This window comes from Dyadobacter bucti (assembly GCF_005869225.1).
GTDB lineage: Bacteria > Bacteroidota > Bacteroidia > Cytophagales > Spirosomataceae > Dyadobacter > Dyadobacter bucti.
The window spans coordinates 89,126-102,099 of sequence record NZ_SWFP01000011.1 but is presented as its reverse complement, the minus strand read 5'-3'; the positions used below and the strand labels follow the sequence as shown (position 1 = coordinate 102,099).

The following is a 12,974-nucleotide window of genomic DNA, read 5'->3' as shown; positions in this document are numbered from 1 at the left end:
ACGCTCGGCTGGGAATGTGGCATCCCTAGTGGGATGCTGGAAATAGCACTGTTAAAATGTAGCAGCATAATCTAAATGTCCCGATAGGGACTACATATGGGTAACAAGCGTACCTGACGGCACGCAGATGATCCTGGGGATGTGACGCTTGGCTGGGAATGTGGCATACCTAGCGGGATGCTGGAAATAGCACTGTTAAATTGTAGAAGCACGATCAAAATGTCCTGATAGGGACTACATGTGGGTAACAAGCGTACCTGACGGCACGCGGATGATCCTGGGGATGTGACGCTGGGCTGGGAATGTGGCATACCTAGCGGGATGCTTGGCGATGTCACTCTAAATTGTAGAAGCACCATCAAGATGTCCCGATAGGGACAACATATGGGTAACAAGCGTACCTGACGGAACGCGGATGATCCTAGGGATGTGAAGCTCGGCTGGGAATGTGGCATCCCGAGGGGGATGCTTGGCGATGTCACTCTAAATTGTAGAAGCACTACACATGTCCCTTAGGGACAACATATCGGTAACCAAGTAACAACTGGGTGTGCTGTCCGGTGCCGTAGGTACCGCATATAAAAAGCAGTAACGCGCAAATTTTTGAATCCTTTATTTAACAATAAACTATAATATATTCCCTAATGAGCCTTGACCAACTTAAAAATTACCGCCAGGAAATTCACAATCATTTAACAACACAACTCCTGCCTTTCTGGGAAAATCGTTGTGTGGATAAAGACAATGGCGGATTTATAACACATTTCGACAATGCCGGAAATGATTCGGGAGCAGATGAAAAGTCCCTGATCGCGCAGACCAGAACAGTTTATACTTTTTCATCTGCCCACCGCGCGGGCTACGGCGACGGACGTTATGCAGCCATCGCAAGTCACGGGGTCGATTTTCTTATTGATAAGATGTGGGACAATGAAAACGGCGGATTTTACTGGCTGATGGATCGCAAGGGCAATGTTAAGATCGATGAAAAAATAGTTTACGGACATAGTTTCGCCATTTATAGCCTCGCAGAGTATACCCTTGCTACGGGCGATCCGAGAGGTTTGGAATATGCGGAAAAAGTTTTTGACCTGCTGCAAAAATATGGTGCAGATACTTACTATGGAGGATATTTTGAAATGTTCCATAAAAACTGGGAACTGAAAGGCAAAGGCCCTGCAGGTGGCGACCGTAAAACGCTTGATGCCCACATGCACCTCATGGAGGCTTTTACTACGTTATATGAAGCGAGCCAGAAACAAGTGCACAAGCGCAAGCTGCTGGAAATAATCCAGCTGCTGATCAACAAGATCATGCACCCGCAATACAAAACGGGTATTCCGCAGTTCTGGGCTGACTGGACTGTTGCCCCTCAGATCAAGTTTGATATTATCTGGGGATGGGACAGGTTTACCGAAGACGGCCTGAAAAGTTCGGCGGAAGACAACACCAGCTACGGACATAACGTAGAATTTGCATGGCTGCTGATGCACGCGCTGGACATCGCCGGTGTTCCATACGATGCCTACCACGACCAACTGCTCGCATCGTATAACCACGCTGTCGAAAACGGGATCGACTGGGAGTACGGCGGTGTATATGTGGAGGGCTCGCACGCAGGAGAAGTATATGACCGGGAAAAAGAGTTCTGGCAACAGGCCGAGGTGATTATCGGGATGCTCGACGCATACCGGGTTTACGGGGATGAAAAATATCTTAAAGCCTACGACGCCACGCACCGTTTTGTTTTCGACCACATGATCCATTCGGAAGTAGGAGAATGGTTGCCGCTGCTTACCCGCCAGGGAGAGCCGATCTGGAAACACATGAGCCATTCCTGGAAAGTCAATTACCACTCGGTACGCTCCATGGTTCAGGGAATTGTGCGGCTCGACAAGCTGATTGCGACAGCCTAGCCCGTTCAATCTTTTATTAATTATATCAATGTGTAATTATATCCTGTTTTCTGGCAGGATATAATACACTTTCGGGAAAAAAATTTCTCAACTTTCAGCTCTGAAAACACCCTGGTAGCCTAATCTGCGCGGGAATGATTATTTAACATGGCTATTTAAACAGATGCTTATACAAGCATGATTTATTAATTTAAATAGCAAATGTTATGAGTGCTTTCACGCAACAAATTAAAGGGAACTGGAACGAACTAAAAGGAAAGTTCAAACAGCAATATGCAGATTTAACTGACGACGACCTGTTATACGAAGATGGAAAAGAAGACGAGCTTCTTGGAAAAATTCAGAAAAAACTAGGTAAGACCCGCGAAGAAGTGGAAACAGAGGTAGCAAGCTGGTCGAGATAACAAAAATGAATGAAAGCCCCGGAATCCGACGATTCCGGGGCTTTTTTTGTAGTAGGAAGCCGGATTTAATTTCTTTCATTTCTTTTAACATCACTCATTTAAAGCGTCTTCTGAATGATCAATACAAATGAAATACCGGTCGGAATAGTGGGTTTGGGATTAATGGGCTGCAGTATCGTAACATGCCTGCTGATCGCCGGACATCCTGTAATAGCAGTGGCCCCCGTGAGTGCAGATCTTTTACATGCTGAAAACCGGATCAGGAAGCATTTTGAGAATTCCGTTGAAAAAGGCCTCATTCCAAACAAACCTGAGTTTTATCTTCAAAATTTGACGATCACAGAAGACTACGGCTTACTGAAAAACTGCCAACTCGTCAATGAATGTACGATTGAAGATATTGATGTAAAAAACGCTGTATTACAAAAAATAGAAGCTGTTATCGCACCTGACGCGCTTCTGACGAGCAATACTTCCGCGATCCCGATCAGCAAACTGCAGAAACTCACGCAACATCCAGAAAGATTTCTGGGCCTCCACTGGACCGAACCTGCCCACACCACCCGGTTTCTGGAAGTAATCTGCGGAGATGATACGGATATCAAAAACGGGGAATATCTGTATGAACTTTCTCACCAATGGGGAAAAGAGCCGATTTTGGTACGGAAAGATATTGCGGGTTTCATTACCAACCGGCTCATGTACGCGATGTACCGTGAAGCAATCAGTCTTGTCGAAAACGGGTATGCGACTATTGAGGATGTGGACCGTTCCTGCCGGAATAACGCGGGCTACTTCATGACTTTCGTGGGTGTATTCCGCTGGATGGATCTCACTGGCGTTCCTGCGTATCACACGGTGATGCAAAATTTACTTCCTACACTAAATAATAGCACGGAAGTCCCGGAACTGATCGACAAAGTGGTGCGGGAAGGTGGAAGGGGCGTCGCCAATGCCCACGGATTTTACGACTATGCGCCCGGTGAAGCGAAAATGTGGGAAGAAACCTTCAAAGAATTCAGCTACGAGATCAGGGAACTGGCATTGAAATACCCTGTCGATATTGTAAAGAAAAAACTTGCTGAAAAGGAGGGAAATAGCTCCGAACAAAGTAGCTAGAAGGAAACTCCGGGGATGGAATTGGCTAATGTAAAACGATTTTCAGTCACTGGTTCCATCCCATTTCCTTTTTGAACTGTTCGTAAGTGATTGTATCTCCTTTTTCACATTCCTTAATTATTTCCAAAATAAGGATGTCTTCGTCCAGCTGATTCTCTACACCAAATAATTTGTCATTTCCCCTTGGTGTTTCATCATTTTCCTTCGCTCCGGGCATATTTATTTTTTTGAGGAGTAATATTTATACAAATCATTCAGACTGATAACTTGGCTATTCCTTAATCAAAAACCTGCTCGAACCTGAAATTCCGTTCTGATCCTTAAAATAGAAAAATGCATATTTATATCCTTCCTTTGGTTTAAGCGTGGATATGGTTTTGTTTTTGAGATCGATTTTCGCTTCCTGCTTTGTCCAGGTACGCTGCTCGTTGGTGGAAGTAAGATCGTTGGTATAATAAAATTCCGCCATTGAAACTGAATTGGGGTTGAAAGTCTCATACATAAGTTCCAGCTCATTTTCTTTGTCCACAATAAACTTGACGTTAATAGGTCTCGGCCCTTCATTCACAATTCCATCAACAAAAAACTTGATCTCTTTCGGTTCCCAGCCCGCTTCGTGGCTGTGCCTCATCTCCGGAATGATACATACTTCCCCACGAGCTTTGACCAGTGAGTAGGTCTTGTGATAGGGAATTACATTGTAATGCTTGTCCTTGTTACCATTGATAAAAAAGAATGGGCTGCTGGCATAAGGCAAGTAAACCGAAGGATCGAAGAATTTCATCCACCGCTTTTTGCTATCCATGGAAAGCTTGTCCAGCGGCACTTTGAAAACGTCGGACTCATCATAAAATCCGCAGCCGTATACCGGAACCGCAGCTTTGAACCGGTTGTCGAGACTCCCGACAATGCAGGTAAGGTAACCTCCCCAGCTGATCCCTGTCACTGCTGTCCGGTTTTTATCAATTTCAGGCAGACTGAGTAACAGGGAATGTGCAAGGATACCGCTGGCCACTGCATGGTAAGTCCATACATCCCTGATGTTAGCTGTTTCTATTTTTTCAAACTTGTTTTCATTGGATTGGTCCGGGCCGGGACGTTCAATCTTTTTGCCGTCAGGCCCGTTTCCGGACAAATCCATGGCAATAGCTGCATAACCCTCGTTCGCCCATTTTTCAACCCACTCTTTGAAAGCCTTCCCTCCGCCCCCATGGATCAAGACCATCCCGGGAAATTTCTGTCCGCTCTTTTTGCCTGATACAATATCCGGGTTCGAATAATATGCAAAAACCTCGGTCGGTTTTCCTTCGTAATCCACACTTTTATAAAGCAACGTACGCACCGGCCCGTCCGCAGTGGTCCACTTCACTTCCGGCGCAATGCTCAGGACTTTCAAGTCCCACAGCAAACTGTCGATCTTGAAAGGTTTGGTATTGATAGCAGGCACCTGAGTTTTCTGTGCATACCCGAAAGTCGTGAGAAATAATAAGAGAACAGACAGTTTTTTCATGTTGGGACAAAGGCTGGATTCAGGAAAAAAGGTTATGCAAAAAAATGGATTTTGCGGATCATTTTGTCAATAAAGGTGGTTCTTCTGAAAGGACTTCACTAGCTTTGGCCTACTCCTGAACCATCAATTTTTGACCTTTTGAAATACATTTAATTTTTCAGTAACACCGTTTCAAATGGACGATTTCATTGCCGCAAGATCACAAATGGCCCTTTCCCTGGGCTTCCACATCATATTTTCATGTATCGGAATGGTGATGCCTTTTTTTATGGCCGTCGCACATTACTACTGGCTCAGGACCAATAATATAGTTTACAAAAACGTAACCAAGGCATGGAGCAAGGGCGTGGCGATATTTTTTGCGACCGGGGCCGTTTCGGGTACCGTACTTTCATTCGAGCTAGGACTTTTATGGCCCGGATTTATGAAACATGCCGGACCGATCTTCGGGATGCCGTTCTCGCTGGAGGGTACCGCATTTTTTATAGAGGCGATCGCACTTGGCTTTTTCCTTTACGGCTGGGGCCGGTTCAACAAATGGTTCCACTGGTTCACGGGGGTGATCGTAGGCGTTAGCGGGCTGGCTTCGGGGATACTGGTGGTGGCAGCCAATGCCTGGATGAACAGTCCGGCCGGGTTTGATTTTGTCAACGGTCAGTATATTAACATTGATCCCATAGAGGCGATGTTCAACGACGCGTGGTTTTCACAAGCCCTGCACATGACCATCGCCGCATTTGTCGCTACTGGTTTTGCCGTCGCGGGCGTACATGCACTGATGATCCTGAAAGGCAAAAATGTCCTTTTTCATACCAAATCATTTACTATTGCCGCTATTTTCGGTTGTGTAGCAGCGATTTTGCAGCCACTTAGCGGCGATATTTCTGCGAAAGATGTAGCGATCAGGCAGCCCGCGAAACTGGCCGCCATGGAAGCGCACTTTGAAACCGAAAAGTCTGCCTCGCTGATCGTGGGCGGTATCCCGGACGAAAAAAATAAGAAGGTTGACTATGCCATTAAACTGCCCGGTTTTTTGAGTTTTCTGGCGCACGGTGATTTCGAATCAGAAGTAACGGGCCTCGACCAGATCCCCAAAAAAAACCACCCGCCCGTTGCCATCACACATTATGCTTTTCAGATCATGGTGGGAGCTGGTATGGCCATGATGCTGATCGCCATTCTTTATTTTCTTGCATTATGGAAAAAACAAACCTGGCTGCGAAGCCAGTGGCTGCTTAAACTTTTCGTTGCCGCCACGCCCCTGGGATTCATCGCCGTGGAAGCCGGCTGGACGGTCACCGAAGTTGGCCGCCAGCCCTGGATAATCTACAATATCATGCGCACCGCCGACGCCGTAACCCCCATGCCCGGCATTGCATACTCATTTTACCTGTTCTCCGCCGTATATGTTTCACTAGCCATAATCGTCATTTTCATGCTATACCGACAGATTAAGATGGTCGGGAAGCTGTATGATCATTCGTAAGTCAGGTTAATAAAGTCATTTGTAGTCATTAATTTTCATTGGGTCATTGGTTGTCATAGATAGTCATTAGGTCATTTATGGTCAAAAGGTCATTCATTGTTCCAAATCCTCATTCAGTCATTCAGTCATTCCCCGTTCCACGGCGGCTCATTCAGTCATTCCCCGTTCCACGGCGGCTCATTCACTCATTCAATCATTAAAAAATGCTCTACATCGTCATCACCTTCCTCTGGACCTCCATTCTCCTCTACCTGCTACTGGGCGGGGCGGATTATGGTGCGGGGATCATTGAGCTTTTTACCTCCAAAAGAAATAAAGAGGTTACCCGTAAAACTCTATATTCCGCCATCGGCCCGATCTGGGAAGCAAACCACATGTGGCTGATCATCGCCATAGTAATTCTTTTTGTGGGCTTTCCGGTTATTTATTCCACCATGTCCGTCAATTTGCATATTCCGCTGACGATCATGCTTTTAGGGATCATTGCAAGAGGCACTGCTTTTACGTTCCGGCATTACGACGCCGTCGTGGACGATATGCAAAATCTCTACAATCCGATTTTCGCCTATTCCAGTTTTATCACACCTCTATTTCTGGGTATCATCGCCGGAAGTGCGGTTTCCGGGCATATTGACCCGCAGGCGGATACTTTTCTTTCCGCATATATTTTCAGCTGGCTGCACTGGTTTTCTGTTTCAGTAGGATTGTTTACCGTCGCCATTTGCGGTTTTCTTGCATCTGTATATCTCATCGGAGAGACCAATGAAGAAACCGAGCGTCTCCGTTTTGCACACAAAGCCCAATTTTTCAATATTGCCGCCGTCATCTGCGGAGCGCTGGTGTTTATAGCAGCCTATGTTGAAAAAATCCCTCTGATAGAATGGGTATTCGGGAACTGGGTTGGCCGGATCGCCATTTTGTCCGCTACGTTGTCCCTTGTTCTGATGTGGTACCAGTTGTATCAGGGCAAGATAGGCCTGCTCCGGCCTCTGGCCGGTTTTCAGGTTACTATGATCCTGCTTACGACAACTTACCGCCATTTTCCCAAAATCGTCATCCTCAAAGACGGCGGCTATCTTTCGCTGCTGGAACATGGCGGACAGGAAAAAACGATGCAGGCACTGGGCGTTGCGCTGCTGGCCGGAAGCATTTTCATTCTTCCAGCGCTCTTTTATCTCATTTACAGTTTCCAGAAAAAACCGCTGGGATATAGTGACATCCAGAATCATTAGAACCGCCTTTAAATAATTGCGGCAATCCGCTGGTAAAGTGCATCGGGCTAACACGTAATAAATTCAATACTTTACGAGACTTCAAACACACTAATGGAGTTTTCGTATGATAAAGGTTTTAATTATCGATGATGAAGCCAAAGCCCGCAATGTGCTTTTTCACTACATACACAACTACATTCCCGAGGTAATCGAAATTAAGCAGGCGGCTTCCGTGGAAGAAGCTCAGAAAATCCTGCTCAACTATCGCCCCGGTATTGTTTTTCTTGACATTGAGATGCCGGGTCAAAGTGGGTTCGATTTCCTGCAAACGATCGATGATCCTGCGTTTGACATCATTTTCACTACCTCCTACAATCAGTACGCCATTCAGGCTATCCGTTTCAGCGCACTTGATTATCTGATGAAACCTATTGATCCGGGTGAACTGATTCTGTCCATTCGCAGGCATCTCAACAAACAAGACATGATCCGGCAAAGGCGGCTGCTCTTCCATAATCTGCTGAGTAACCTGGGGAAAGACTCCGCCAATGAATTTCGTTTGTCTATTGCCTGTTCAGACGGCATATTTTTCTTTGGTGTGAGCGAAATACTCCGCCTCGAAGCCAACAGAAATTACACGGCCATACATCTGGTGGGCAGAAAACCGTTCATTGCCAGCAAAACATTGAAGCATTTCGAAGACATGCTGGCGGATTTCAGATTTCTCCGCACCCACAAATCGCACCTCGTCAACGCCGACCACATTATACGCATCACCAACAACAGCGAATATGTGATCCTGACCGACGGTTCGCGGATCGAGATATCAAGAAGAAAAAAGGAAGAAGTGCAGCGGTTTATGAATATTCGGTGAGGGGGGGGTCAGAAATAACTAGATTCTTACTTTTCCCAAGGTTTAATCTTCACGATTTCGTCGCCCCTCATCACAACAAGCGCAGTGTCTTTTTGTTTTTTTAGCGCAATAACAGTTTCCCGGGTTTTTTGGAGCCCGAAAAGGATTTTTTCCTGTAATTCCAATTGCTTTTTAATATTAGCCATAATAGTTTCTTATTTGATCGTATTTGTCGTTTTGAATAATCTCTAAGTCAGAGCTAACTGTCTTCCTTGCTACCAATTCTTCCTTTTCAAAAGAGTTATCAATTAAAAAGGCATAATCAACAATTGGTAAATAAATATCAAATAGGTTCTTAATACCTTTAATATATCTCCTTTCAATTACATCCGGCTCAATGTTGTGGCCTCCCTCCGAAACTCTCATTTTGACACGTTCTTTTGCCAACTCGACATTTTTCAACCAGAAGAAAATCAACGTTATTGTAAATCCTTTTTTCTTTGCTTCCTCTATTTTTTGCCTATAGCTTCTGGTCGACAATGTTGTTTCGAATGCAAAGCTGTTTTCACTGTTTAATAGCTCATTAATCCTGTTCAGCATAATACGCCCCGCCTCTAACGCAACCTTTTCCGGCTGAAATGGAGATACTCCTTTTGCAATTTCATCGGCATTTACAAATTCTTTACATTCCAGAATTTCAGGCAATATTGCAAACGAGGCAGCAGTTTTTCCTGCTCCATTGCAGCCTGCGATTATGTAAAGGTCTTTATCCGCCATGAGATGAGTTGCAAGTATAGTATCAGAGTATACTTTAAAGTTTTCTATTTATCTCCCCCAATCAACCGCTCCAACCGCCCCATCATCTCATCTTTCTCCTTCAGCATCCGCTCATACAAAGCAATTTTCTCCTCGTGGAGTTGAATGATTTTGTCGATGGGATTGATGTGCTGAATGTTCACACCGTTATTGTTTACAGCGTTGTCTGCGAAGTTGCAGGATATGTTATAAATCGCTTTCTCTTCATCAAAGCTTCGGATCGCTTCAGCCGGTATTTTAAGTATGGCCGACACTTGTTCCAATATGTCGGAATCGATTTTTTCTCTTTGTTCCAATAAGGAAACTTTCTGCTGGTTCCACTCGCTGCCGAGCTCGAAAGCCAGGAATTCTTGTTTGATCCCCAGAAGTTCGCGGAAGCGTTTCAGATTGCGGCCTTCGTGGATGCTGGGATTGGAGGTAGTATGTGTCATGCGGAAAGGTAGTTTCGTTGAAAAGGCAATTTATATAAATCCGGCGGGAAGTCTCGGGATAATTTACAGGCACTTGAATGTAATTTACCGGGCCGACATATTCGGCAAAGTCTGAACAAAAGCCTCGCGGTAACTTTGCGGGCTTTGGCCTGTAACCGCTTTAAACCGCCTGTGAAAGCAGCTGAAATTCATAAAACCGCTTTCAAAACAAAGCTGCTTGATACTGATATCCCGTTCCATCAGCAGCTTGCAGGAATACCCTACCCTTATTTCCATCAGGAACTGCGAATACGTTTTCCCTGTCCTCGATTTGAAATATCTGCAAAAGGAATTGGGTACCATACCGGCAATCTCGGCGATTTCTTCCAGGGTGACCTTCCGGTGAAAATGGCTTAATGTGTAATTGTAGATCGCATTGATCCTGTCGCTGTCCGATTCCGAAAGATCCCGCTGATAACCCATGGACGACAGTAACGTATATTGACTGGACCGGGAGATCAGCCACAGCATTTCCAGCAGGGTAATGATACGGTCGGGACCTTCGGCATACAGTATCTTTTCCATGAGCCCGGCTACCTGCTGCCGCAGCTGCCCCGAAAGCAGCAGGCCCCGCTGCGCCTTTTCCAGTACCTGTTTGATCGGTTTGTTTTCCATCAGATCCAGAAAACGGCTGCCCCAGAAATCAGGCGCAAAGTGAATAACCGTTGAATAGGGCTGGCTTCGGTCAGGATCCTGCATATCGTCATCGTCCCGCCAGTAATGCGGCAAACCGCTTCCCACCAGCACGATGTCGTCTTTGGCAAAACGTTTGATATCGTCGCCTACAAACTGGGTGCCTGAGCCCCGGTGAAAATGAATGAGCTCGATTTCCGGATGGTAATGCCAGCGGTTATTGAGATTGGGGACTTTGTCGAGACGTACACTGAAAGAGTAAGACGGGGCTGTGGGAACCTTTAATAGACGGGGTTTCATGGTGAAATTTATACACGATCGATCAGATCATTTTCAAAAAGATGTTAAAATATCTCATTACTTGGATAAATAGTCGGCATATCTTCATTATAAAATATAATTCCTTTGCATTGTTTAATTTTACCAGAACTGTTTCCGGAACCCTTAACTGCTAAAACACTATGACAGATCGTAAGACGCGGCTGGCTATCATTCTTATTACCTCTCTGTTCTTTCTCTGGGGATTTGCATTAAACCTGAACCCGATACTAATTCCCCACCTGAAAAAAGCATGTCAGCTCAGTGATTTTCAATCTGCCCTGATCGACTCGGCCTCCTACATCGCCTACTTCCTGATCGCATTGCCCGCAGGTCTTTTCATGAAAAAATACGGTTACAAAGCCGGTATTACGCTCGGATTGCTGCTTTTTGCCTTCGGTACTTTCCTTTTTTACCCGGCGGCGGAGCTGAGGCAGTTCAGCTTTTTCCTGGTAGCATTGTTCATCATTGCCAGCGGGCTTACTTTGCTGGAAACCGCTGCCAATCCTTACATCACTGTTTTGGGAGACGCGGATTCAGCCACGCAGCGGCTCAATTTTGCTCAGTCTTTCAACGGCCTTGCGGCATTTCTGGCACCGCTCATGGGTGGTACTTTTATCCTTTCCGGCGTTAATTTATCGGAGCAGGAACAACAATCGATGTCGGCCAGCCAGCTGAATGAATACCTGACGGCAGAGGCATCTTCTGTACAAATGCCCTTTATTGTGATCGGAATTGTGGTTCTCCTGGTTGCTTTGCTGATCTGGCGCACACCGCTTCCGGAAATTCAGGAGGAAAAAGATGCGCCTGGAAAAGTAAAAGGTTCTATACTTTCTGAGAAAAACCTGGTTCTGGGTATTGCAGCCCAGTTTTTCTATGTAGGCGCACAGGTTTGTATCAGCAGTTTCTTCATCCGTTTTTCCGATAAAGTGGCAGGAATCGACGAAAAAACCGCAGCTTACCTGCTGTCCGGCGCGTTTCTTAGCTTTATGATCGGACGTTTTATAGGTACTTATCTGATGCGTTTTATTGCTCCTCCGCGTTTGCTGGCTATTTACAGCGTCATCAATGTCGCGTTACTTGTGATCGCAGTGATCACGCAGGGAATGGTGTCGGTGTATGCGTTGGTGGCCGTTCAGTTTTTCATGTCGATCATGTTCCCGACCATTTTTGCGCTGAGCATCAGAGGATTGGGCGAGAAGACCAAAATCGGGTCGTCGCTGGTGATTATGTCCATCGTTGGCGGGGCGGTTTTTCCGGTCATCATGGGCCAGGTTTCGGATGTCTCTTCTATTCAGACGGCTTATATTGTCCCGGCAGTGTGTTTTCTGGTCGTTCTGTATTTTGCGATCAAAAATAATTCTATCAAAAATGTAACCCTCGGGGCGTCTCACTAGCCGCCTTTGGCGTATTAATACCAATCATTATCAATTCAGTTTATTATGGATTTACAGCTTCAAAATAAAGTAATAATCGTTACCGGCGGCGCAAAAGGCATTGGCGAGGGAATTGTACAGGTTTTGGCAGGAGAAGGTGCGATACCTGTGATCGTGGGCAGGAATGCTGTGGATAACCAGAAAGTGGTGGATGATCTGGCCGGTAAAGGTTTCAAATCGTTCCAGGTCGAAGCAGAGCTTACCCAGCCCGAAGCATCCGAAAAAGCAGTCAATGCTGTTTTGAAGGAATTTGGCCGGATCGACGGCCTGGTGAATAATGCAGGTGCCAATGACGGCGTCGGGCTTGAAAGCGGCGATTACGAGCGCTTCATGCATTCGCTCCACAAAAACATGGTACATTATTACCTGATGGTACATTATGCGCTTCCTGCTTTGAAAGAATCGAAGGGTGCAATTGTCAATATCAGCTCCAAAACAGCTGATACCGGACAAGGCGGAACGTCGGCGTACGCAGCGGCCAATGGTGGCAGGAATGCACTGACGCGGGAATGGGCGGTTGAATTGCTGAAATATGGCATCCGCGTTAACTCGGTGATCGTGGCAGAATGCTGGACACCGCTTTACGAACGTTGGATCAATACCTTACCGAACCCAAAAGAAACATTGGAATCCATTGTAGAGAAAATCCCTTTCGAAAACCGCATGACAACGGCTGAGGAAATTGCCAATATGACTGTTTTCCTGCTTTCGCAACGTTCCAGCCATACAACAGGTCAGCTGATTTATGTAGACGGCGGTTATGTGCACCTCGACAGGGCACTGGCCAATTCGTGATCAA

The 12,974-nt window shown here is 45.9% G+C and carries 14 protein-coding genes; 8 read left to right on the top strand and 6 right to left on the bottom strand.

Annotated features, from left to right (window positions below; translation table 11 throughout):
• Window positions 1-644: 644 nt before the first annotated feature.
• The 3 genes from FBF61_RS29175 to FBF61_RS29165 all read left to right on the top strand — a co-directional run bounded on the left by FBF61_RS29175 (window position 645) and on the right by FBF61_RS29165 (window position 3,439).
• Entirely contained in the window at window positions 645-1,916 is a 1,272-nt protein-coding gene (locus FBF61_RS29175; RefSeq protein WP_138484176.1) for a beta-1,2-mannosidase, read from the top strand.
• Window positions 1,917-2,122: 206 nt separating this feature from the next.
• Window positions 2,123-2,320: a CsbD family protein gene (locus FBF61_RS29170; RefSeq protein WP_138484174.1), complete on the top strand. Its 198-nt coding sequence runs from the start codon at window positions 2,123-2,125 to the stop codon at window positions 2,318-2,320.
• 114 nt (window positions 2,321-2,434) lie between these two features.
• On the top strand, window positions 2,435-3,439 hold the full coding sequence (locus tag FBF61_RS29165; protein WP_138484172.1) for a 3-hydroxyacyl-CoA dehydrogenase family protein: 1,005 nt from the start codon (window positions 2,435-2,437) through the stop codon (window positions 3,437-3,439).
• A 46-nt stretch (window positions 3,440-3,485) separates the two neighbouring features.
• Here FBF61_RS29165 and FBF61_RS34765 read toward each other — a convergent pair whose 3' ends face one another.
• Window positions 3,486-3,656 (bottom strand): hypothetical protein, encoded by a 171-nt coding sequence (locus tag FBF61_RS34765; RefSeq protein WP_166444638.1) that lies wholly within the window; start codon window positions 3,654-3,656, stop codon window positions 3,486-3,488.
• Window positions 3,657-3,710: 54 nt separating this feature from the next.
• Complete coding sequence (locus tag FBF61_RS29160; RefSeq protein WP_138484170.1) at window positions 3,711-4,949, bottom strand: alpha/beta hydrolase family protein; 1,239 nt, start codon at window positions 4,947-4,949, stop codon at window positions 3,711-3,713.
• A 175-nt stretch (window positions 4,950-5,124) separates the two neighbouring features.
• On the opposite strand from FBF61_RS29160, the gene FBF61_RS29155 reads away from it, so the two are divergent.
• From FBF61_RS29155 to FBF61_RS29145, 3 genes are all read left to right on the top strand, one after another.
• Window positions 5,125-6,435: a cytochrome ubiquinol oxidase subunit I gene (locus FBF61_RS29155; protein WP_138484168.1), complete on the top strand. Its 1,311-nt coding sequence runs from the start codon at window positions 5,125-5,127 to the stop codon at window positions 6,433-6,435.
• A 203-nt stretch (window positions 6,436-6,638) separates the two neighbouring features.
• Window positions 6,639-7,667 (top strand): cytochrome d ubiquinol oxidase subunit II, encoded by a 1,029-nt coding sequence (locus tag FBF61_RS29150; protein WP_138484166.1) that lies wholly within the window; start codon window positions 6,639-6,641, stop codon window positions 7,665-7,667.
• A gap of 106 nt (window positions 7,668-7,773) precedes the next feature.
• Window positions 7,774-8,523, top strand: a complete 750-nt coding sequence (locus tag FBF61_RS29145) for a LytR/AlgR family response regulator transcription factor (RefSeq protein WP_138484164.1) — start codon at window positions 7,774-7,776, stop codon at window positions 8,521-8,523.
• 26 nt (window positions 8,524-8,549) lie between these two features.
• Here the strand turns inward: FBF61_RS29145 and FBF61_RS34760 are convergent, their stop codons facing one another.
• The 4 genes from FBF61_RS34760 to FBF61_RS29130 all read right to left on the bottom strand — a co-directional run bounded on the left by FBF61_RS34760 (window position 8,550) and on the right by FBF61_RS29130 (window position 10,721).
• Window positions 8,550-8,708, bottom strand: coding sequence for a hypothetical protein (locus FBF61_RS34760; RefSeq protein ID WP_166444637.1), 159 nt, complete (start codon window positions 8,706-8,708; stop codon window positions 8,550-8,552).
• On the bottom strand, window positions 8,701-9,279 hold the full coding sequence (locus FBF61_RS29140; RefSeq protein WP_138484161.1) for an ATPase: 579 nt from the start codon (window positions 9,277-9,279) through the stop codon (window positions 8,701-8,703). Before FBF61_RS29140 ends, FBF61_RS34760 begins: the two co-directional genes overlap by 8 nt.
• Before the next feature lie 44 nt (window positions 9,280-9,323).
• On the bottom strand, window positions 9,324-9,749 hold the full coding sequence (locus FBF61_RS29135) for a helix-turn-helix domain-containing protein (protein ID WP_138484159.1): 426 nt from the start codon (window positions 9,747-9,749) through the stop codon (window positions 9,324-9,326).
• An 84-nt stretch (window positions 9,750-9,833) separates the two neighbouring features.
• Window positions 9,834-10,721 carry an AraC family transcriptional regulator gene (locus FBF61_RS29130; protein ID WP_138484157.1) on the bottom strand — a complete coding sequence of 296 codons (888 nt, stop codon included), beginning with the start codon at window positions 10,719-10,721 and terminating at the stop codon, window positions 9,834-9,836.
• Window positions 10,722-10,882: 161 nt separating this feature from the next.
• Here FBF61_RS29130 and fucP point away from each other — a divergent pair, with 161 nt between their 5' ends.
• Both fucP and FBF61_RS29120 read left to right on the top strand, forming a co-directional pair.
• The gene (gene fucP, locus FBF61_RS29125; protein ID WP_138484154.1) at window positions 10,883-12,136 is read left to right on the top strand and encodes an L-fucose:H+ symporter permease; all 1,254 of its coding nucleotides are present in this window, start codon (window positions 10,883-10,885) and stop codon (window positions 12,134-12,136) included.
• A gap of 45 nt (window positions 12,137-12,181) precedes the next feature.
• Entirely contained in the window at window positions 12,182-12,970 is a 789-nt protein-coding gene (locus tag FBF61_RS29120; RefSeq protein ID WP_138484152.1) for an SDR family oxidoreductase, read from the top strand.
• The last annotated feature ends 4 nt before the right edge of the window (window positions 12,971-12,974 follow it).